Source organism: Ancalomicrobiaceae bacterium S20, from assembly GCA_040269895.1.
Classification (GTDB): domain Bacteria; phylum Pseudomonadota; class Alphaproteobacteria; order Rhizobiales; family Ancalomicrobiaceae; genus Methyloraptor; species Methyloraptor flagellatus.
In genome coordinates, this window is record CP158568.1 from 1491597 (window position 1) to 1512645 (window position 21049).

Annotated in this window: 23 protein-coding genes and 1 pseudogene; 17 read left to right on the forward strand and 7 right to left on the reverse strand. The window is 67.9% G+C overall.

All coding sequences use genetic code 11. The features are described 5' to 3' along the window. The first annotated feature begins 201 nt into the window (after nucleotides 1-201). The 11 genes from ABS361_06985 (at nucleotide 202) to ABS361_07035 (ending at nucleotide 9399) form a co-directional block, all read left to right on the forward strand. The gene (locus tag ABS361_06985; protein ID XBY45975.1) at nucleotides 202-537 is read left to right on the forward strand and encodes a septum formation initiator family protein; all 336 of its coding nucleotides are present in this window, start codon (nucleotides 202-204) and stop codon (nucleotides 535-537) included. A gap of 175 nt (nucleotides 538-712) precedes the next feature. After that, entirely contained in the window at nucleotides 713-1726 is a 1014-nt protein-coding gene (pdhA, locus tag ABS361_06990; GenBank protein XBY45976.1) for a pyruvate dehydrogenase (acetyl-transferring) E1 component subunit alpha, read from the forward strand. Nucleotides 1727-1745: 19 nt separating this feature from the next. Next, nucleotides 1746-3158 (forward strand): pyruvate dehydrogenase complex E1 component subunit beta, encoded by a 1413-nt coding sequence (locus ABS361_06995; GenBank protein XBY45977.1) that lies wholly within the window; start codon nucleotides 1746-1748, stop codon nucleotides 3156-3158. Nucleotides 3159-3265: 107 nt separating this feature from the next. Further along, on the forward strand, nucleotides 3266-4639 hold the full coding sequence (locus ABS361_07000) for a pyruvate dehydrogenase complex dihydrolipoamide acetyltransferase (GenBank protein ID XBY45978.1): 1374 nt from the start codon (nucleotides 3266-3268) through the stop codon (nucleotides 4637-4639). A gap of 78 nt (nucleotides 4640-4717) precedes the next feature. Continuing rightward, nucleotides 4718-4966 carry a hypothetical protein gene (locus ABS361_07005; GenBank protein XBY45979.1) on the forward strand — a complete coding sequence of 83 codons (249 nt, stop codon included), beginning with the start codon at nucleotides 4718-4720 and terminating at the stop codon, nucleotides 4964-4966. 37 nt (nucleotides 4967-5003) lie between these two features. After that, a complete protein-coding gene (lpdA, locus tag ABS361_07010; protein XBY45980.1) occupies nucleotides 5004-6416 on the forward strand; it encodes a dihydrolipoyl dehydrogenase in 1413 nt (470 codons plus the stop codon). 189 nt (nucleotides 6417-6605) lie between these two features. Beyond that, nucleotides 6606-6854, forward strand: coding sequence for a GlsB/YeaQ/YmgE family stress response membrane protein (locus ABS361_07015; protein ID XBY45981.1), 249 nt, complete (start codon nucleotides 6606-6608; stop codon nucleotides 6852-6854). A gap of 17 nt (nucleotides 6855-6871) precedes the next feature. Continuing rightward, nucleotides 6872-7144 (forward strand): GlsB/YeaQ/YmgE family stress response membrane protein, encoded by a 273-nt coding sequence (locus ABS361_07020; GenBank protein ID XBY45982.1) that lies wholly within the window; start codon nucleotides 6872-6874, stop codon nucleotides 7142-7144. A 65-nt stretch (nucleotides 7145-7209) separates the two neighbouring features. Continuing rightward, on the forward strand, nucleotides 7210-7722 hold the full coding sequence (locus ABS361_07025) for a hypothetical protein (GenBank protein XBY45983.1): 513 nt from the start codon (nucleotides 7210-7212) through the stop codon (nucleotides 7720-7722). 239 nt (nucleotides 7723-7961) lie between these two features. Then, on the forward strand, nucleotides 7962-8918 hold the full coding sequence (gene lipA, locus ABS361_07030; protein ID XBY45984.1) for a lipoyl synthase: 957 nt from the start codon (nucleotides 7962-7964) through the stop codon (nucleotides 8916-8918). A 25-nt stretch (nucleotides 8919-8943) separates the two neighbouring features. Further along, complete coding sequence (locus tag ABS361_07035; GenBank protein XBY45985.1) at nucleotides 8944-9399, forward strand: type II toxin-antitoxin system RatA family toxin; 456 nt, start codon at nucleotides 8944-8946, stop codon at nucleotides 9397-9399. An 11-nt stretch (nucleotides 9400-9410) separates the two neighbouring features. Here ABS361_07035 and ABS361_07040 read toward each other — a convergent pair whose 3' ends face one another. Both ABS361_07040 and ABS361_07045 read right to left on the reverse strand, forming a co-directional pair. Further along, nucleotides 9411-9935, reverse strand: a complete 525-nt coding sequence (locus ABS361_07040) for a CinA family protein (protein ID XBY45986.1) — start codon at nucleotides 9933-9935, stop codon at nucleotides 9411-9413. 57 nt (nucleotides 9936-9992) lie between these two features. Next, complete coding sequence (locus ABS361_07045) at nucleotides 9993-11195, reverse strand: bifunctional 2-C-methyl-D-erythritol 4-phosphate cytidylyltransferase/2-C-methyl-D-erythritol 2,4-cyclodiphosphate synthase (protein XBY45987.1); 1203 nt, start codon at nucleotides 11193-11195, stop codon at nucleotides 9993-9995. 279 nt (nucleotides 11196-11474) lie between these two features. Between ABS361_07045 and ABS361_07050 the strand changes: the two are divergent. The 6 genes and pseudogenes from ABS361_07050 to ABS361_07075 all read left to right on the forward strand — a co-directional run bounded on the left by ABS361_07050 (nucleotide 11475) and on the right by ABS361_07075 (nucleotide 16340). Further along, nucleotides 11475-11999, forward strand: a pseudogene (locus ABS361_07050) (tRNA-dihydrouridine synthase family protein). An 88-nt stretch (nucleotides 12000-12087) separates the two neighbouring features. Continuing rightward, a complete protein-coding gene (locus tag ABS361_07055) occupies nucleotides 12088-12417 on the forward strand; it encodes a tRNA-dihydrouridine synthase (protein ID XBY46840.1) in 330 nt (109 codons plus the stop codon). Further along, nucleotides 12414-13541 (forward strand): nitrogen regulation protein NR(II), encoded by a 1128-nt coding sequence (locus ABS361_07060; protein ID XBY46841.1) that lies wholly within the window; start codon nucleotides 12414-12416, stop codon nucleotides 13539-13541. Before ABS361_07055 ends, ABS361_07060 begins: the two co-directional genes overlap by 4 nt. 15 nt (nucleotides 13542-13556) lie before the next feature. After that, a complete protein-coding gene (ntrC, locus tag ABS361_07065; protein ID XBY45988.1) occupies nucleotides 13557-14999 on the forward strand; it encodes a nitrogen regulation protein NR(I) in 1443 nt (480 codons plus the stop codon). A gap of 24 nt (nucleotides 15000-15023) precedes the next feature. Beyond that, nucleotides 15024-15659, forward strand: a complete 636-nt coding sequence (locus ABS361_07070; protein XBY45989.1) for a LysE family transporter — start codon at nucleotides 15024-15026, stop codon at nucleotides 15657-15659. Between the two features lie 123 nt (nucleotides 15660-15782). After that, on the forward strand, nucleotides 15783-16340 hold the full coding sequence (locus ABS361_07075) for a HupE/UreJ family protein (GenBank protein XBY45990.1): 558 nt from the start codon (nucleotides 15783-15785) through the stop codon (nucleotides 16338-16340). 50 nt (nucleotides 16341-16390) lie between these two features. Here the strand turns inward: ABS361_07075 and ABS361_07080 are convergent, their stop codons facing one another. The 5 genes from ABS361_07080 to ABS361_07100 form a co-directional block, all read right to left on the reverse strand. Continuing rightward, nucleotides 16391-17068 carry an HAD family hydrolase gene (locus ABS361_07080; GenBank protein XBY45991.1) on the reverse strand — a complete coding sequence of 226 codons (678 nt, stop codon included), beginning with the start codon at nucleotides 17066-17068 and terminating at the stop codon, nucleotides 16391-16393. Between the two features lie 100 nt (nucleotides 17069-17168). Beyond that, nucleotides 17169-17792, reverse strand: a complete 624-nt coding sequence (locus tag ABS361_07085) for a hypothetical protein (protein XBY45992.1) — start codon at nucleotides 17790-17792, stop codon at nucleotides 17169-17171. 169 nt (nucleotides 17793-17961) lie between these two features. Further along, nucleotides 17962-19092 (reverse strand): ABC transporter ATP-binding protein, encoded by a 1131-nt coding sequence (locus tag ABS361_07090; GenBank protein ID XBY45993.1) that lies wholly within the window; start codon nucleotides 19090-19092, stop codon nucleotides 17962-17964. 116 nt (nucleotides 19093-19208) lie between these two features. Further along, the gene (locus ABS361_07095) at nucleotides 19209-20138 is read right to left on the reverse strand and encodes a carbohydrate ABC transporter permease (GenBank protein XBY45994.1); all 930 of its coding nucleotides are present in this window, start codon (nucleotides 20136-20138) and stop codon (nucleotides 19209-19211) included. Then, on the reverse strand, nucleotides 20135-21043 hold the full coding sequence (locus tag ABS361_07100) for a sugar ABC transporter permease (GenBank protein XBY45995.1): 909 nt from the start codon (nucleotides 21041-21043) through the stop codon (nucleotides 20135-20137). Before ABS361_07100 ends, ABS361_07095 begins: the two co-directional genes overlap by 4 nt. Nucleotides 21044-21049: the final 6 nt, after the last annotated feature.

Below are 21049 nucleotides of genomic sequence, written 5' to 3' on the forward strand. Positions count from 1 at the left end.
GTGGCGGGGAAACAGCGCCGCGGAGCCATTTCCTGCCGGCTGCCCGCCGATGGCAAGTGATCCTTAACCATATGCCGGCGTAATGGAAATCGTCACGCTTCATCGCAGCGTGGCCCTCCCGGGTGCCAGCGTCCGGGCGGAGCATCCTCGCCGGGCAGCTCCTCCGGCGGCGTTCTGGTTCAGTCGAGTTGCTTCGGTTCCATGTCCACGCGTCAGCACCGCAAATCCTATCTCCGGCCACTCATCGTGCCCCTCGTCGCGGTCGCCTTCTCCGGATATTTCGCCTGGCACGGCTGGCACGGCTCGTTCGGGATCGAGGCGCGCCGCCAGCTCGACCGGGAGGCGACGCGGCTCGCCGCTGAACTCGACGCGATCCACAAGGAACGCGCCACGATCGAGCGCCGGGTCGCGCTGCTCCGGGCCTCGAGCCTGGAGAGCGACATGCTCGACGAACGCGCGCGCGAAATCCTCGGTTTTGCCAATGCCAACGAGGTCGTGGTGTTCGCCGGCGGACGCAAGCCGGTCGTGAAGAACTGAAAAACAGTTCATGCCGTGCGTTGAACCGAGGTCCGGTTCATCGCATCTTTCATTCGGAAATTCAGCACGTTACTATGCGATAATCCGAAATGGGCGGCCGCTTGATCGCCGTCGCGTTCCGACTATGCTCCGCACCGGACATAACGTCGCAACCCGTTTCCCACGGGAGGAACGCATGGCAGCAGCCAAGGCCACAAAAATCAAGGCCCAAAACGAGTCCGGACCGGCGCCGCTCACCAACGAGCAGGAACTGGACGCCTACCGCATGATGCTCCTGATCCGCCGCTTCGAGGAGAAGGCGGGCCAGATGTACGGCATGGGCCTGATCGGCGGCTTCTGCCATCTCTATATCGGTCAGGAAGCCGTCGTGGTCGGCATGCAGCTGGCCATGGAGGAGGGTGATCAGGTCATCACCGGCTATCGCGACCACGGCCACATGCTCGCCTGCGGCATGGAAGCCAACGGCGTGATGGCCGAACTCACGGGCCGCCGTGGAGGCTACTCCAAGGGCAAGGGCGGCTCGATGCACATGTTCTCCATCGAGAAGCAGTTCTTCGGCGGCCACGGCATCGTCGGCGCCCAGGTCTCGCTCGGCACCGGCCTCGCCTTCGCCAACCGCTATCGCAAGAACGGCAAGGTCTCGGTGACCTACTTCGGCGACGGCGCGGCCAACCAGGGCCAGGTCTACGAGAGCTTCAACATGGCGGAGCTCTGGCGGCTCCCCGTGGTCTACGTGATCGAGAACAACCGCTACGCCATGGGCACGGCGGTGTCGCGCGCCTCGGCGCAGGCCGACTTCTCCAAGCGTGGCGCCTCCTTCAACATCCCCGGCGAGCAGGTCGACGGCATGGACGTCCGCGCGGTGCGCGAGGCGGCCCTGCGCGCGCTCGCCCATGCCCGCTCCGGCGAAGGCCCCTACATCCTCGAGATGCAGACCTACCGCTACCGCGGCCATTCGATGTCCGATCCGGCCAAGTATCGGTCGAAGGAAGAAGTCCAGAAGATGCGCAACGAGCACGACCCGATCGAGCAGGTGCGCAATCGCCTGCTCGCCAGCGGGGCGGTCAGCGAGGACGATCTGAAAAAGATCGACGCCGACGTGCGCGCCGTCGTGCAGGACGCGGCCGAGTTCGCCCAGACCAATCCGGAGCCGGACGTGTCCGAGCTCTGGACCGACATCGTAAAGTGACCGGGAGGGGATCGGACCAATGGCTACGCAGATCCTGATGCCCGCGCTCTCCCCGACGATGGAGGAGGGCAAGCTGTCGAAGTGGCTGAAATCGGTCGGTGACACGATCAAGTCCGGCGATGTCATCGCCGAGATCGAGACCGACAAGGCCACGATGGAAGTCGAGGCGGTCGACGAAGGCACGCTCGCGCAGATCCTGGTCGAGGCCGGGACCGAGGGCGTGAAGGTCAACACGCCCATCGCCGTGATCGCGGCCGAGGGCGAGGACGCCTCCGCCGCGGCTGCCGCCGCCCCGGCGCCCGCGCCCGCCGCCGCTCCGGCGCCGGCCGTGCTCGCCGGCGAGCCGGCCAAGGCCGACGCGCGGACCGAAGCGGCCCGCGAGGACCGCGTGCCGGCGCAGCCGAAGACCGAGGCCGAGGTGCCGGAAGTCGACGTGCCGGCCGGCACCGAGATGGTGCAGATGACCGTCCGCGAAGCGCTGCGCGACGCCATGGCGGAAGAGATGCGCCGCGATGCGGACGTCTTCGTCATGGGCGAGGAGGTCGCCGAGTACCAGGGCGCCTACAAGATCACGCAGGGCCTCCTGCAGGAGTTCGGCGCCGATCGCGTCATCGACACGCCGATCACCGAGCACGGCTTCGCCGGTCTCGGCGTCGGCGCGGCGCTGACCGGCCTGAAGCCGGTCGTCGAGTTCATGACGTTCAACTTCGCCATGCAGGCGATCGACCACATCATCAACTCAGCCGCCAAGACGCTCTACATGTCCGGCGGCCAGATGGGTTGCCCGATCGTGTTCCGCGGGCCGAACGGCGCCGCGGCCCGCGTCGCCGCCCAGCACAGCCAGGATTATGCGGCCTGGTACTCGCAGATCCCCGGCCTCAAGGTGATCCAGCCCTATTCGGCCGCCGACGCCAAGGGCCTGCTCAAGGCCGCGATCCGCGATCCGAACCCGGTGATCTTCCTGGAGAACGAGATCCTCTACGGCCACTCGTTCCCGGTGCCGAAGCTCGACGACTGGACCGTGCCGATCGGCAAGGCCCGCGTCGTGCGTCCGGGCCACGACTGCACGCTCGTCTCCTTCGGCATCGGCATGACCTATGCCCTGAAGGCGGCGGAGGAGCTGGCCAAGAAGCACATCTTCGTCGAGGTGATCGACCTGCGCTCGCTGCGCCCGCTCGACATGGCGACGGTGATCCGCTCGGTTCAGAAGACCGGCCGCTGCGTCACCGTCGAAGAGGGCTGGCCGCAGGGTTCGATCGGCTCGGAGATCGCCTCGCGGCTCGTCTCGGAGGCGTTCGACTATCTCGACGCGCCTGTGCTCAAGGTCACCGGCAAGGACGTGCCGATGCCCTATGCGGCGAACCTCGAGAAGCTCGCGCTGCCGAACGTTCAGGAAGTGATCGACGCCGTTCGCGCCGTCACCTACCGCTGATCGTTGCCTGAGGGACCGCGGGCGCGCCTCGCGCGCTGCCTGCGGTCTGGCCAACGGACGTTGTCGAAGCGTCCGAGATCCGAACACGAGCCCCGAGGGGGGACCCCATGCCGATCGACGTTCTGATGCCGGCCCTGTCTCCGACGATGGAGAAGGGCAATCTGGCCAAGTGGCTGAAGCAGGAAGGCGATACGATCAAATCAGGCGATGTCATCGCCGAGATCGAGACCGACAAGGCGACCATGGAGGTCGAGGCCGTCGACGAGGGTATCCTCGCCAAGATCCTCGTCCCGGCCGGTTCCGCCGACGTGCCGGTCAACACCAAGATCGCGATCATCGCGGCCGAGGGTGAGGACGTCGCCGCGGCCGCCGCCGGCGGTTCGTCCGCCGCGGCGCCCAAGGCCGAGGCCACTCCGGCGCCGGCCGCTGCGACGCCCGCTGCCGCCCCGACGCCCACTGCCGCTCCGGCGCCTGCCGCCGCATCCGGCGAGCGCATCTTCTCCTCGCCGCTCGCGCGGCGTCTCGCCAAGGAGAAGGGCCTCGATCTCGCGCTGATCAAGGGTACCGGCCCGCACGGCCGCGTCATCCAGCGCGACGTCGAAGCCGCGGTCGCTTCCGGTGCCGCCAAGGCCGGCGCGCCGGCGCCTGTTGCTGCCTCGGCCGCCGCCCCGGCGCCCGCCGCCCCGGCGCCCGCCGCCGCGGCTCCGGCCCCGAAACCCGCTGCTGCGGCTGCGCCCTCGGGCATGTCCGACGATGCGATCCTGAAGCTGTTCGAGCCGGGCAGCTACGAGGTCGTGCCGCATGATGGCATGCGCAAGACGATCGCGCGCCGGCTGACCGAGTCGAAGCAGACCGTTCCGCACTTCTACCTGTCGATCGATGTCGATCTCGACGCGCTGATGGCGCTGCGCGAGCAGCTCAATGCGGCGGCGCCGGTCAAGGACGGCAAGCCGAGCTATAAGCTGTCGGTCAACGACTTCGTCATCAAGGCGATGGCGCTGGCGCTGCAGAAGGTTCCGGACGCGAACGTCTCCTGGACCGACAGCGGCATGCTCAAGCACAAGTCCTCGGACGTCGGCGTTGCGGTCGCGATCCCGGGCGGGCTGATCACGCCGATCATCCGCAAGGCCGAGACCAAGACGCTGTCGGTCATCTCCAACGAGATGAAGGACTTCGCCGTCCGTGCCCGCGCCCGCAAGCTCCTGCCGCAGGAGTACCAGGGCGGCACGACCGCGATCTCCAACCTCGGCATGTTCGGCATCAAGGACTTCGCCGCGGTGATCAACCCGCCGCACGCGACGATCCTGGCGGTCGGCGCGGGCGAGAAGCGGGCGGTCGTGCGCGGCGGCGAACTCGCCATCGCGACGCAGATGACGGTCACGCTGTCGACCGACCACCGCGCGGTGGACGGCGCGCTCGGCGCGGAACTGATCGGCGCCTTCAAGGAGCTGATCGAAAAGCCGATGTCGATGCTCGTCTGAGCACACGCCAAAGGTGAAATTCGGTTTGCCGCTCGGATATGTTCACGTTATATTCTCGTCAAAAGCGAGGACGTGGACATGTCCGAGGTGACGGATCTGGTGATGCCGGTTCTGAAGCGCGTGCAATCCGACATCGCTGATATCAGGACGAGCCAGCAGGGATTGGAGACCAAGGTCGATCGACTGGCCGAACGCATGGATGTCATCGAGGGGTCTTTCACCTCCACGATGGGCATCACGGCGCAGCACAAGATCGACATCGCGACGCTCCAGGCCCAGGTGAAGGAACTCACGGCGCGCATGCCTCCCACGGGTGCGAAGCCCTGACCGCGGCGACGAGGGTCGCCGCTTCGGAGTGATCCTCATGTCGCAATACGACGTCATCATCATCGGCGCAGGTCCCGGCGGCTACTATTCGGCGATCCGCGCCGCCCAGCTCGGGCTCAAGGTCGCGGTCGTCGAGGCCAAGCATCTCGGCGGCATCTGTCTCAACTGGGGCTGCATCCCGACCAAGGCGCTGCTGCGCTCGGCGGAAGTCTACGACCATATGAAGCACGCCTCGGCCTACGGCCTGACGGCGGAGAAGTTCGGGTTCGACATCGGGGCGGTGGTCAAGCGCTCGCGTGGCGTCTCGGGCCAGCTCGCGACCGGTGTCGGCTTCCTCCTGAAGAAGAACAAGGTCGATGTGATCTGGGGCCGGGCGACCATCAAGGCGCCGGGCAAGATCGCGGTCGCGGCGGCCGAGGGGGCGCCGAAGGGCGCGCTCGGCGGCGGTGACTACGAGGCCAAGCACATCGTGGTGGCGACCGGCGCGCGGCCGCGCGTGCTGCCGGGGCTCGAGCCGGACAAGAAGCTGATCTGGACCTATTTCGAGGCCATGGTCCCCGAGATCATGCCGAAGTCGCTGCTGGTCGTCGGCTCCGGCGCGATCGGTATCGAGTTCGCGAGCTTCTACAAGACCATGGGCGCGGATGTGACCGTGGTCGAGGTGCTGCCGCAGATCATGCCGGTCGAGGATCACGAGATCGCCGGCATCGCACAGAAGCAGCTCACCAAGCAGGGTCTCAAGATCTTCACCGAGACCAAGGTGACCAAGCTCGACAAGGGCGCCGACAGTGTCACGGCGACGCTCGAGTTCAAGGACGGCAAGACGCAGCAGATCACGGTCGATCGCGTGATCTCGGCCGTCGGCGTGGTCGCCAACGTCGAGGGTCTCGGGCTCGAGGCGCTCGGCGTCAAGATCGAGCGCGGCGTGGTCGTCACCGACGCCTATGGCCGCACCAATGTGCCGGGCATCTACGCGATCGGCGACGTCGCGGGGCCGCCGATGCTCGCCCACAAGGCCGAGCACGAGGGCGCGATCTGCGTCGAGGCGATCGCCGGCAAGCATCCGCATGCGATGGACAAGCTCAAGATCCCGGGCTGCACCTATTGCCATCCGCAGGTCGCCTCCGTCGGTCTCACCGAGAAGAAGGCCAAGGATGCGGGCTACGACATCAAGGTCGGCCGCTTCCCGTTCATCGGCAACGGCAAGGCCATCGCGCTCGGCGAGCCGGACGGTCTGGTGAAGACCATCTTCGACAAGAAGACCGGCCAGCTGCTCGGCGCCCACATGGTCGGCGCGGAAGTCACCGAGCTGATCCAGGGCTTCGTGATCGCGATGAACCTCGAGACCACCGAGCAGGAGCTCATCGATGCGGTGTTCCCGCATCCGACCCTGTCGGAGATGATGCACGAGAGCGTCATGGACGCCGAGGGCCGCGCGATCCACATCTGATGCGACGACGCGGCACCTGCCGCGACGGCGCGGGTTCATGTCGGGTTCATGCGCATCGGCCGAAATGGGGCCAGCCACCGCGAGCGTCGCACGGCGATCGCGGTGGCCGGCATCTCGAGCCAATCCATTGAACAACCCTTTGAACCGACGCTTCGAGCCGGTTCATCGAGCCACAAGGGAGACCCCGGCATGGACGGACGTTCGATCCTCATTCAGATCTTCATCAGCCTGGTGGCGGGCTGGCTGGCCAGCTTCGTGGTCGGTGGCGGTGGCCTGATCCGCTATATCGTGATCGGCTTCATCGGCTCCTTCGTCGGCGCCTTCCTGTTCCAGCAGCTCGGCGTCCGGCTCGGCATCGGCAACCCGATCGCCGAGCAGATCCTGATCTCGGCGGTGGGCGCGACGGTCGTGGTGCTGATCGCGCGCATGATCCAGTGAGGTAACCGATGGGCGGCATGGCGACGGGTGGCGGCTTCGACGGCGGCGGTCCGGGTCTTTTCGCCATGCTGCTGATCGGCCTGATCGCCGGCTGGGTCGCGGAGAAGGTCACCGCGTCGCGGCACGGGCTGTTCACCAATCTGGTGGTCGGCGCCCTCGGCGCCTATATCGGCGGGACGATCGCGCGGATGTTGCGGCTCGACTTCGCCGGCTTCATGGGCCATCTGATCGTGGCGACCGTCGGCGCGATCCTCGTTCTCACGCTCTGGCGGCGCATCACGGCGCGCTGAGGCGTCGAGGACCACAAAGACCAGAGGCCGCGGACGTGTTCCCCGGCCGGGAAGGCGAAGCGGCGTTGAGCGAGCAACAAGATCCGAACCGGACCGTGCGCCCGGACAGCGAGGCCGATGCGGACGCCACGCTGCTCAAGGGCGCGATCGAGGCAGCGCGTCGGCAGAACCGGCGCAACCGGGCGATCATCCTGATCTTCGTCGTGCTGGCGCTCGTCTTCGTGGTGTCGCCGCCGGTGATCCGGTGGTGGATGCAGCAGGGCATCTGTCCGGCCGAGGTGACGGCCAAGGGTCGCAACTCCGGCACCGACTGGGAAGTGACGCGGTCCGATTGCGGTGCGGCGGTCGGCACCGTCTGGCAGGTCCGCATCGTGCCGACCGCCGGCGCGTCCTGGGCGGCCTATGACGCGCGCGGCGGCCCGGTGCCGCTCGCCTACGAACAATCCGGCTTCACCGGCACGGTGACGCTCCAGACGCCGCCGAAAGGCGCGACCGAGACGACAATTCCGATCGAGCTCGACATGAAGGGGCGGCCGAAGAAGACCGTCCGCTTCGTCGACGGCGTCAGGCAGGACTGATCGGCGTCCGTGCGCTGCGACTGGCGCCGTACTGCGATGCTCGGCGGCCGCGCCCGCACCGAGAGCCCGGAACCTGGAGCCCCGGAGCCTAGCGCTCCGCGTCTGCTCTCCGCGCCAAGTTGATGCGGTCCGGACGGGCGGGGCTGCCCTGCGGGTTTCACCGCCTTGCCGCATGGGCGGGGCGACTATATCAGAGACACGACGGTGGGCCGGGCCGAGAGCCGGCGGAGCGAGGCTCGATGGTCACGGTTCTGGATCAGTCCAAGGGTTTGAAGCCGCGTCACCCGGAGAAGGCGCATCGGCCGGATCAGCCGGTCGCGCGCAAGCCGGAATGGATCCGCGTGCGCGCCCCCGGTTCGCCGGTCTACAACGAGACGCAGAAGATCGTCCGCGACAACAAGCTCGTCACCGTGTGCGAGGAGGCCGGCTGCCCGAATATCGGCGAGTGCTGGTCTAAGAAGCACGCGACCTTCATGATCATGGGCGACACCTGCACGCGGGCCTGCGCCTTCTGCAACGTCAAGACCGGCGTGCCGGAAGCGCTCGACCGCTCCGAGCCGGCCAGCGTCGCGGAGGCGGTCGCCAAGCTCGGCCTGACCCATGTCGTGATCACCTCGGTCGATCGTGACGATCTCGAGGATGGCGGCGCGCGTCATTTCGCCGAGGTGATCGGTGCGATCCGGGCGAAGAGCCCGAAGACGACGATCGAGGTGCTGACGCCGGACTTCCTGAGGAAGCCCGGCGCGCTCGAGATCGTGGTCGCGGCCAAGCCCGACGTGTTCAACCACAATCTCGAGACGGTGCCGTCGAAGTACCTGACGGTCCGCCCCGGCGCGCGCTATTTCCACTCGATCCGGCTGTTGCAGCGGGTCAAGGAACTCGATGCCGACATCTTCACCAAGTCCGGCATCATGGTCGGGCTCGGCGAGATCCGCAACGAGGTGCTGCAGCTCATGGACGACCTGCGCTCGGCCGAGGTCGACTTCCTGACCATCGGCCAGTACCTGCAGCCGACGCGCAAGCACCATCCGGTCGTGAACTTCGTCACGCCGGACAAGTTCAAGGCCTACGAGACGGTCGCCTATGCCAAGGGCTTCCACATGGTGTCCGCGAGCCCGCTGACGCGGTCCTCGCACCATGCGGGCGAGGATTTCGAGAAGCTGCGCGCGGCCCGTCGGGCGGCGATCGGCCGCTGAGCGGGCAGGCGGGACGGGTTCGACGATGCCAGCCTTTGAGACCAGCCGGCGGGTGAAGCACGGGGCGGACGACATGTTCGCCCTCGTCGCGGATGTCGAGAACTATCCGAAATTCGTGCCGCTCTGCGAGGCGCTGCGCGTGCGCGGTCGGCAGGATCTCGGCGATGGCCGGACCGTGCTGGTCGCCGACATGACCGTCGCCTACAAGATCGTGCGCGAGACCTTCACAAGCCGGGTCACGCTGATGCCGGCGGAGAACGTCATTCTGGTCGAATATCTCGACGGGCCGTTCCGGCACCTGGAAAACCGCTGGACGTTCAAGCCGATCGACGACAAGAGCTGCGACGTCGGCTTCTACATTTCCTACGAGTTCCGCTCGCGCACGCTCGGTGCGCTGATGGGCGCGATGTTCGATCGCGCCTTCCGCAAATTCGCCGACGCCTTCGAGGCGCGCGCCGACGCGGTCTACAAGCCGGCGTGAGGCTGCGGGGTTCAGAACAGCCCTTCGAGCAGATCCAGCGCCTGCGTCACGGTCGCGAGCCGGACCGGCGAACGGCCGAGATCGCCGAAGCGGCGTTCGACATGCACCACCGTGCCGCCGCGCCGGAGCGCGCCGAAATGGACGAGGCCGACCGGCTTGTCCGCCGAGCCGCCGCCGGGGCCGGCGATGCCGGTGACCGCCACGGCGAGGTCGGCGCGCGAACGGGCGATCGCGCCTTCGGCCATGGCGACGGCGACCTCGCGGCTGACCGCGCCCAGTCGGGCGATCAACGCGGCATCGACGCCGAGGAGATCGGCCTTCGCCTCGTTCGAATAGGTCACGAAGCCGCGATCGACCACGGCGGAGGAGCCGGCGATCTCGGTCAGCACGCCGGCGATCAGGCCGCCGGTGCAGGATTCCGCCGTTGCGATCATCAGGCCGGCGGCCTTGGCCCGCGCGACGAGCGCAGCGGCCGGGGCGAGGAGGGGGCGAGATCGGTCACGCGAAGTCCTTCGTGCTTGGAAAGTCCGTGCCACGGGTCGGGCCGGTGTGCCTGAGGCAGTGTGCCACGTCGCCCGGTCCGCCGGTCGGGCTCAGAGCGCGGGCAGTCGTACCGTCGCTGTCGCGATCGCCGCGATGCCTTCGCGGCGGCCGACGAAGCCGAGCTTCTCGTTGGTGGTCGCCTTGACGGCGACGCGGTCGAGCGTGATGCCGCAGATCGCCGCGATGCGCGCGCGCATCGCTTCGCGGTGCGGGCCGATCTTCGGCGCCTCGGCGATCAGCGTGATGTCGGCGTGGGCTAGGAGGCCGCCGCGTGCGGCGACCCGGCGCACGGCGTGCTCGACGAAGATCGCCGAATCCGCGCCGCGCCACTGCGGGTCGGAGGGCGGAAAATGGCTGCCGATATCGCCCTCGCCGAGCGCGCCGAGGATCGCGTCGGTCAGCGCGTGCAGCGCGACGTCGGCGTCGGAATGGCCGTTCAGCTTGGCGACATGCGGGATGCGCACGTTGCCGAGCACGACCGCGTCGCCCGGTTCGAAGGAATGGACGTCGTAGCCTGTGCCGACGCGCACGTCGGCGAGGCGCAGATAGTCTTCCAGCCGGACGCGTCGGTCGGCGGCGTCGAGATCGAAGGCGGTCGTGACCTTGGTGTTGCCGGGGTCGCCCTCGACCACCATGACGGTCGAGCCGGCCCATTCGGCGACCGCGGCATCGTCGGTGAAGTCGTGGCGGCCCGCTTTGACCGCACGGGCGTGGGCGGCGCGGATCAGGTCGTAGCGGAACGCCTGCGGCGTCTGTGCACCCCACATGCGGTCGCGCGAGACCGTGTCGACGATGCGGCGCGCGTCGTCGGTCTTCTTCAGCGTGTCGACCAGCGGCACGGCGACCAGTACGGCGTCCGAGGCCGCGAAGCCCTCGAGGATCCGGTCGATCACCGCATGGGTGATGAAGGGGCGGGCGGCGTCGTGGATCAGCACGTAGTCGGGCGGATCGCCGGCCAGCGCCTCGATGCCGGCCCGGACCGAATCTTGCCGTGTCGCGCCGCCGAAGGTCGGGGCCGCGAGCCCGTCGAGGCCGGCGACCGCATCCTGATAGGCCTCGGCCCAGTTCGGATGGATCACCGCGGTGACGCTGGAGACGGCCGGATGGGTCAGGAACTGGCGCAGGGTGCGCCGCAGCAGCGGCTCGCCGCCGATCGCTCGATATTGCTTCGGCAGCTCGATCGTGCCGCCGATCCGGGTGCCGGAGCCGGCAGCGACGATGATGGCCGCGATCCGCGGGCGTGGGGTGCTCATGCGCTCATCAACAGGGTTCGTTCCGGCGCTTGTCTATCATGTTCCCACGACATGCAAAGTGCTCCGCTCTTCGCGATGCGGCGCTTGCCCTCGGGCAAACTCCTGCCTAAGATATAGTCATCAAAAAACGCTGCGCAGCGAATGAGCAAGGTTAACCCGATCTTCCCCTGTCCCGAGTCTGCTCCGGTGCCGTCCGAGCAGGCCGCGTCCGCGCGCGCCTTCGCACGCAGCTTCGCCCTGGGGCGCTTCGCCTTCGATCGTCCCGTTTTCCTGGCGCCGATGTCGGGCGTCACAGATCTACCCTTTCGCCGTATTGCAGCGCAACATGGCGCTGACGTGGTCGTCACCGAAATGGTCGCGAGCGAATCGCTGACCGCGGGCGACGACGAGATGCGGCTGCGCATGGCCGGCGAGGGCATGAGCCCGCATGTCGTCCAGCTCGCCGGGCGCGAGGCGCATTGGATGGCCGAGGCCGCGCGCATGGCGGAAGCCAATGGCGCCGATATCATCGACATCAACATGGGTTGTCCGGCCAAGCGCGTGACCACCGGCTGGTCGGGCGCGGCGCTGATGCGCGATCTCGACCATGCCCTGACGCTGATCGAGGCGACCGTCGGCGCCGTGTCGGTGCCGGTCACGCTCAAGATGCGGCTCGGCTGGGACCGCAGCTCGATCAACGCGCCGGAGCTCGCTTGGCGGGCCGAGGACGCCGGCGTGCAGCTGGTCACCGTCCATGGCCGCACGCGCGACCAGTTCTATGAGGGGTCGGCCGACTGGCACGCGATCCGCGCCGTGCGCGAGGCGACGCGTCTGCCGCTGGTCGCCAACGGCGACGTCGAGAGTTTCGAGGATGCTCTCGTCATCCTCGAAGCGCTCCGGCGCCGATGCCGTCATGATCGGCCGCGGCGCCCAGGGGCGGCCGTGGTTCCCGGGGCAGGTGTCGCGCTTTCTCAAGGGCGCCGCGCCCGAGGCCGGTCCCGATGCGGTCGCGCTCGGCGCTCTCGTCGCCGGGCATTATGCCGCGATGCTCGATCACTACGGCATCCCGAAAGGCCTGCGCGCCGCGCGCAAGCACATCGCCTGGTATCTCGACCGTTTCGAAGCGGAGACCGGCGCCGAGACGCCGCTCCGCGCGCCCCTGCTGACATCGACCGATCCCGCGACGGTGCTCGCCCTGATCCGCGAGGCCTTCGCCGACGGGAACACCCGGAGAGCCGCATGAGTACGACCCTCAAGAAGACGGTCGAGCCGAGCGCCGGCGAGATCGCGGCGCTGGCCGTGCTGAACGCGCTGCCGCATCCCGTCGTCATGATCGACGCCGAGGGCCATATCGCCGAGGCCAACGACGCGGCGCAGAACTTCTTCCAGGCGAGCGCGGCGTTCATGCGCCGGCATGCGCTCAGCTATTTCATTCCGTTCGGCAGCCCGCTGCTCGAGCTGATCGGCCAGGTGCGCGAGCGGCAGGCGCCGGTCTCGGAATATCGCGTCGACATCGGATCTCCACGCATCGGCGGCGAGAAGATCGTCGACATCTATGCCGCGCCGATGGTCGAACGGCCGGGCGACGTCGTGGTCATGCTGCAGGAGCGCACCATGGCCGACAAGATCGACCGCCAGCTCACCCATCGCGGCGCCGCGCGCACCGTGACCGGGCTCGCGGCCATGCTGGCGCACGAGATCAAGAACCCGCTCTCCGGCATCCGCGGCGCCGCGCAGCTGCTCGAACAGTCGGTCGAGGACGACGACCGCGCGCTGACCCGGCTGATCACCGACGAGGCCGACCGGATCGTCAAGCTGGTCGACCGCATGGAGGTGTTCTCCGACGAGCGGCCGATCGAGCGCTCGGCGGTCAACATCCACACCGTGCTCGACCACGTGAAGCGGCTGGCGCAGTCGGGCTTCGCCCGCAACATCAAGATCTCCGAGGAGTACGATCCCTCGCTGCCGCCGGTGCTCGCCAACCGCGACCAGCTGATCCAGGTGTTCCTCAATCTGGTCAAGAACGCCACCGAAGCGCTCGGCGACCAGCCGGACGCCGAGATCGTGCTGACGACGGCCTATCGCCCCGGCGTGCGCCTGTCGGTGCCCGGCTCGCGCGACAAGGTCACGCTGCCGATGGAGTTCTGCGTGCGCGACAACGGCCCCGGCGTGCCGGAGGACCTGCTGCCGCATCTGTTCGATCCGTTCGTCACAACGAAGACCAATGGGTCCGGGCTCGGTCTGGCGCTCGTCGCCAAGATCGTCCGCGACCACGGCGGCGTGGTCGAATGCGAGTCCCAACCTCGGAAGACCACCTTCCGCGTCCTCATGCCGGCCTACGCCGCCGGCCAAAAACCCCTGTCCTGACGAGGGCCTACCCTGATGCCTTCCGGCAACATCCTGGTCGCTGACGACGACGCCGCGATCCGCACCGTGCTCAATCAGGCGCTCTCGCGCGCCGGCTACGAGGTCAGGCTCACCTCGAACGCCGCCACGCTCTGGCGCTGGGTCGCGCAGGGCGAGGGCGACCTCGTCATCACCGACGTCGTCATGCCCGACGAGAACGCCTTCGATCTCCTGCCACGGATCAAGAAGCTCCGGCCGGACCTGCCGGTCATCGTGATGAGCGCGCAGAACACGTTCATGACGGCGATCCGCGCCTCCGAGCGCGGCGCCTATGAATATCTGCCCAAGCCCTTCGACCTGAAGGAGCTGATCACGATCGTCGGCCGCGCGCTCGCCGAACCGAAGCAGAAGCGCGCCGACAAGGATGGCCAGCCGGATCAGGAGGGCATCCCGCTCGTCGGCCGCTCGCCGGCGATGCAGGACATCTACCGCGTGCTCGCCCGCCTCATGCAGACCGACCTCACCGTGATGATCACGGGCGAGAGCGGCACGGGCAAGGAACTCGTGGCGCGCGCGCTGCACGACTACGGCAAGCGCCGCAACGGTCCGTTCGTCGCGATCAATATGGCGGCGATCCCGCGCGATCTGATCGAGTCCGAACTGTTCGGCCACGAGAAGGGCGCCTTCACCGGCGCGGCCTCGCGTTCGGCCGGCCGGTTCGAACAGGCCGAGGGCGGCACGCTGTTCCTCGACGAGATCGGCGACATGCCGATGGACGCGCAGACCCGGCTCCTACGCGTGCTGCAGCAGGGCGAATACACGACCGTCGGCGGTCGCACGCCGATCAAGACCGACGTTCGCATCGTCGCGGCGACGAACAAGGACCTGCGCCAGCTGATCAACCAGGGTCTGTTCCGCGAGGACCTGTACTTCCGCCTCAACGTCGTGCCGATCCGGCTGCCGCCGCTGCGCGAGCGCTCTGAGGACATCCCGGATCTGGTGCGCCACTTCTTCTCGCTCGCCGAGAAGGAGGGCCTGCCGGCCAAGCAGATCGAGCAGGCCGCGCTCGACAAGCTCCGGCGCTATCGCTGGCCGGGCAACATCCGCGAGCTCGAAAACCTGATCCGGCGTCTCGCGGCGCTCTATCCGCAGGACGTCATCACCGGCGGCGTGATCGAGCAGGAGCTGGCGCAGCCGACGCTCGTCAACGAGCCGCAGGAGAAGGGCGGCGACGAGGGCCTCTCGCATTCGGTCGAGAAGCACCTCACGGCCTATTTCGACGAGTTCGGCGACAACCTGCCGCCGCCCGGCCTCTACCACCGGATCCTGCGCGAGGTCGAATATCCGCTGATCTCGGCGGCACTCGCCGCGACGCGCGGCAACCAGATCAAGGCGGCCGAGCTGCTCGGGGTCAACCGCAACACGCTCCGCAAGAAGATCCGCGATCTCGACATCCAGGTGATCCGCTCGTCGCGGTGAGCGACCCAAACGGGAGACCCTCGCATGACGCTTTGGCTGTTTCTCGAGGCGGTCGTCGCCGGGATCATCTATGTGATCGTGCCGGGTCCGGCCACGCTCGCCGTGCTGGGGCTCAGCGCGAGCCACGGACGCGGGCGGGCGGCGCTGTTTCTCGCGGCGCATTTCGCCGGCGATGTCGTCTGGTCGGTCCTGGCGCTCGCCGCGCTGCTCGGGGCGAGCCGGCTCGGGCCGGAGCTGTTCCACCTGCTCGGCCTCGCCTGTGGCGGCTACCTGATCTACGTCGGCGTGCAGGCGATCCGCACCCGTCGCGGCGCCGGCGGCGCGGCCGAGGCGGTCGGGGCGGCCAGTCCGCTGCGGACCGGGCTGCTGTTCGGCCTGACCAACCCGAAGGCCTATCCCTTCGCGCTCGCCATGTTCGGCGCGCTCGCGGTCGAGGTCGGCGGCGGCATCGCCTTGCGCGAGGCGGTGTTCCTGTTGATCGGTACCTCGCTCGGTATCGCCATGGGCGGGTTCTTCACGATCTACTGGACCGGGCTCGCGCCGATCTCTCGGCTGTTCGGCCGGTTCCGGGTCGGGCTCGTGCGCGCGGCGGGCGTCCTGTTCGTGCTGATCGGCGCCAAGACGGCCTGGGATGCCGCAGCGGCGCTCCGGCGCGGCTGAGCGATACCCCGCATATTTTCAGTCCTGACGACGCTGTGACCAATTTGCGCTGCCCGATAGGTCGGATTTTTGCTATTTGTTAACGACGATGGAATCGGACGCGGGACGGCGAGGGCGATCGCGATGAGGGGCATTCGGGCGCTTGTGCTTGCGGGCGCGACGGCGGTGACGCTGTCGCTGCCGACGGCGGCTTGTGCCGCCGGCACCGGCGGCGCCGTCGAGGGCTTCGCGGCCGGCTTCGTCCGCCCCTTTGTCAGTCTCGAGCACGTGTCCGCGGCGATCATCGTCGGGCTGCTGGCCGTCCACCTCGGCGGCCGTGCGCTCAATCGTGTGCCGGGCGGCTTCCTGATGGTGATGATCCTCGGCGCGATGATGGGCGCGGCCGGGGCCGGCATGCCGTTCGTCGAAGAGATCTGCCTCGCCGCCGTCGTGATGTTCGGCGCGCTGGCCGTCCTGTGGTCGCGGTTGTCGGTGGTAATCGCGCTCAGCATCGCCGGCGTCATCGGCGTGATGCAGGGCCATCTGCACGGCGCCGCCATGCACAACGGGATCGCGTCGACCGGTTCGCTGGTCGGGCTCGTGCTCGGCATGGCGATCCTGCTCGGCGTCGGCATCATGCTCGGCGCCTTCGTCGACACGATCGTGGTCGGCGAAATCCGCCGCCTGACGCGGCGGCTCTGACGCCGCCGCACCGCCTCCGATCGCTATTCGACGTTTCACATCGGTCGCTGTCAGCGCCGGCCGCCGACCTCGTCGATGTGCAGCAGCAGATCGGCCGGATCCTCGTAGACCCGGTAGGCGCCGGCCTTGCTCAGCTCGTCCTCGCCGTAGCCGCCCGAGAGCAGGCCGATGCCGAGCGCGCGGGCGCGGCGGGCGGCGAGCAGGTCCCAGATCGAATCGCCGACCACGCAGGAGTTCTCGATCGGCACGCCGAGCTTGTCGGCGGCGGCGAGGAACAGGTCCGGATCGGGCTTGGCGTATTTCACCATGTCGCGGGTCACGACCGGCACCTTCGACCGGTCGACGCCGAGCGTGTCGAGCACGGGGCCGGCGGTCTCCATCCGGCCGCTGGTGGCGATCGCCCAGGGGATCTCGGCGTCGGTCAGCCATGCCAGCAGTTCGCGCGCGCCGGGCAGCGGCCGGATACCGTGGGAGCGGCTGTTGTAGGCCTCGGCGTGCTTCTGGCGCAGCCGATCGAGGCGCTCGGCGCTCATCTCGGTGCCCGTCTCGCGCGCGAGCATATTGGTGAACAGCCCGCCGCTCATGCCGATGCGACGATGGATGCGCCAGATCGACAGCTCGATGCCCTCCGAGACCAGCGCCTCGTGCCAGGCGAGCACATGGTCGTAGACGCTGTCGATGAGCGTGCCGTCGAGATCGAACAGGAACGCGGTTTCGGTCCGGGCCATGCGGGTCTCCTCTGCTGAAGTCGGGCGATTGCGGTCGCGCGATCCTGCGCGACGCATGCGGCGAAAATCGCGGGCCCGGCGTGTTCGATCCGGGACGACGTCACTTTCCGTCGGCGCGGGCGAACCAGAGCCGGGCGCGCAACAGCGCCCTGCGTGCCGGCCGCAGCATTGTGCCGAGGAATGCCTTCGAGCGTGCGACGGCGGCGCGGAGGCCGGCGACCAGATCACGCCAGACCGCATTGACGCCCATCGCTTCGAGATGGCCGAGCGCCCAGTCGCGCAGACGCATGGCCTGCGTGAAGCCCCAGGCGAACCAGCCGATCCGCATCAGCTGCGGCTTGGTGACGTGGAACAGCCGCTCGATCAGGACGATCGACAGGAGATGGGCCGTGACCAGCATGATCAGGCCGGTACGGAAGTGGCCGGTGCCGAGCAGGAACAGCGCAAACAGCTTTGGCGGCTCCAGGATCACGAAAGGCACCGCGAACAGCACCAGCGTCGTGTAGGGCGACAGCGTCTCGATCCAGGCGACGAAGCGCGTGACGAGCCGGAGCTCGGCCATCCGCCGCACCAGCGGCCGGATCGCGGCGAGCACGACGTCGTCGAGCAGGAAGTACAAGCCGACCAGCACCACGAAGGGAAAGCGCAGGATCGACCGCAGCAGGCTGTTGCGGGCGCCACGCCTTTGGGCCCGTTCGGGTTCGTCTTGTTCGAAATCGGGCACGATGAAAGACCTCGTCTCGGCAATGATCGAGCGAAGATAGGGGTTGGCGCCCCCGGGGACCAGAGGGGAAGCCAGTGCCGAGGGTCCGTGGCGGGGTCGATGGCAAGAAAAGCGGCCGGCCCGCGGGTCAGGACGGGCCGGCCTTCAGGGGGAGTTCAGTCCGGTCGCTTCAGAGCCGGAGCCCGGTTGCCGGGTCGAAGACCACCGCCTTGTCGAGGTTGAAGGCGAAGGGGATGCGGGTGTGGGGCCGCACGTCGGCGTCGGCGCGCATGCGGGCGACGACCTCCTTGCCGGCGATGCGGGTCACGACGAAGGTGTCCGAGCCGGCGGGCTCGACCACGTCGACCTGCGCCTCGACGATCTCGACGGAGGAGGAGCCGCGATCGGCGCCGTCGCGGTCGGTGATCGCTTCCGGGCGGATGCCGAGGATCACCTTGGCGCCGAGCTCGAGCGCGGGGGCGCCGGGCGCGCCGGCCTTGACCGAGGCGGGCACCGGCAGGCGGATGTCGCCGGCCGCGCCGTCGCGGGCGAGCGACAGGACCGTCCGTCCGGCATCCGAGCCGACCGTCGCCTCGACCAGGTTCATCGCCGGCGAGCCCATGAAGTCGGCGACGAACAGGTTGGCCGGGCGGTTGTAGATCTCCGCCGGCGTACCGACCTGCTGGACCATGCCGTCCTTGAGCACCGCGATCTTGGTCGCGAGCGTCATCGCCTCGATCTGATCGTGGGTGACGTAGACGATCGTGGTGCCGGTGGTCTGGTGCAGACGCTTGATTTCCGTCCGCATGTCGACGCGCAGCTTGGCGTCGAGGTTCGACAGCGGCTCGTCGAACAGGAACACCCGCGGATTGCGCACCAGCGCCCGGCCCATGGCGACGCGCTGGCGCTGGCCGCCGGAGAGCTGGCTCGGCTTGCGATCGAGCAGGTGACCGATCTGCAGCGTCTTGGCGACGCCCTCGATCGCCTTGTCGCGGTCGGCCTTCGAGACGCCGCGCATCTCGAGCGCGAAGCCGATGTTCTCGGCGACCGTCATGTTCGGATAGAGCGCGTAGGACTGGAACACCATGGCGATGTCGCGCTTCGACGGATGCAGGTCGTTGACGACCTGACCGTCGATGCGGATCTCGCCGGCGGTGATCGTCTCCAGCCCGGCGATCGTGTTGAGCAGGGTCGACTTGCCGCAGCCGGACGGGCCGACCAGCACCAGGAAGCCGCCCTTGTCGAGCGTGATGTCGATGCCCTTGAGGATCTCGACCGCGCCGAAGCGCTTGCGGAGCCCGACCATTTCGAGGAACGCCATACCGCGTCTCCCACTGTTTAAACTCTGTCCGGCCGGGCGCACGCGCGCCCGGCGTTCGTCTCTCGAAAACGCTCCTGCGGAAGCGTTTCGTCGGCGGCCGGGCCGCCGACCGTTCCTCACCCTTTGACGGCGCCCGCCATCAGCCCGCGGACGAAATAGCGTCCGGCGACGACATAGACGAACAGGGTGGGGAGGGCCGCGATCATCGCCGCGGCCATGTTGACGTTGTATTCGACGACGCCGGTCGAGGTGTTGACGACGTTGTTGAGCGCCACCGTCATCGGCATCACGTCGCCGGAGCCGGCATAGGCCGAGGCGAACAGGAAGTCGTTCCAGATGTTGGTGAACTGGTAGATCACCGTCACCACGATGATCGGCGTCGAGTTCGGCAGCAGGATGCGGCGGAAGATCTGGAAGAAGCTCGCGCCGTCGACCTGCGCGGCCTTGACCAGTTCGGTCGGGAACGCCTCGTAGTAGTTGCGGAAGAACAGCGTCGTGAAGCCGAGGCCGTAGATCGTGTGCACGATCACGAGGTTCACGGTCGGGTCGCCGAAACCGAAGTTGACGCCGAACATGCCGCGCAGGTCGTTTCCGAACCGGCCGAGCGCGCCGAGGATGGTCGCCATCGGCAGCAGCACGGCCTGGAACGGGATGAAGCAGGCGAACAGCATCAGCCCGAACACCAGCTTGTGGCCCCGGAACCGCCATTTGGTCAGCACGTAGCCGTTGAGCGCGCCGAGCATGGTCGAGATCGCCACCGCCGGCACGACCATCTTGATCGAATTCCAGAAGTAGCCCTTGATCCCGGCGCAGGTCAGTCCGACGCAGGTCTCGCCCCAGGCCCGCGCCCAGGGCGCGAAGGTCGGGTCCTTCGGCAGCGCCAGCATGTTGCCGGACTGGATCTCGTCCATCGACTTGAACGAGGTCACCAGCATCACGAACAGCGGGATCAGGTAGAACGCCGCGAACAGCGCGAGCATCCCGTAGATCACCACGCGGGTGACGGCCGATCCGCCGGCCGGCGAGGAGGTCGCAGCCGCGCTCATCGACCCTTCTCCTTCAGTTCGGAATAGAGGTAGGGCACGATGATCGCGGTGATGGTCATCAGCATGATCACGGCCGACGCCGAGCCGACGGCCATCTCGTTGCGCTTGAAGGTGTATTCGTACATGAAGTTCGACGGCAGCCAGGCCGAGCCGCCGGGGCCGCCGGAGGTCAGCGCCACGACGAGGTCGTAGGACTTGATCGCCATGTGCGCGAGCACGATGAAGGCGGACAGGAACACCGGCCGGAGCATCGGGATCACGATGCGGCGGTAGAGCTGCCAGGGCGTGGCGCCGTCGATCTGCGCGGCCTTCATGATCTCGCCGTCGATGCCGCGGAGCCCCGCGAGGAACATCGCCATGACGAAGCCCGAGGCCTGCCAGACGCCGGCGATGACCACCGTGTAGATCACGCGGTCCTTGTTCTTGATCCAGTCGAAATGGAACGAGGTCCAGCCCCACTGGTGCAGCGTCTGTTCGAGGCCGAGGCCCGGATCGAGGAACCACTTCCAGGCGACGCCCGTGACGATGAACGACAGCGCCATCGGGTAGAGGTAGATCGGCCGCAGCACGCCCTCGCCGCGGATCTTCTGGTCGAGCAGGATCGCGAGCAGCAGGCCGAGCGCCAAGCACAGGCCGATGTAGAGCACGCCGAAGATGCCGAGATTGGTGATCGACGTGTACCAGGACGACGGCGGATCGGTCTCGAAGGTCCAGGTCCACAGGCGCTGATAGGCGCGGGCGCCGGTCAGCGTGTAGTTCGGGAAGGTCTTGGAGTTCGTGAACGACAGGTAGATCGTCCAGAGGATGAAGCCGTAGACGAACACGACGACGGCCGCAAAGCTCGGCGCCAGCACGAGCTTCGGCAGCGCCTCCTGCAGGCGTCCGCGGATCGACCGCGTTGGCACGGACGC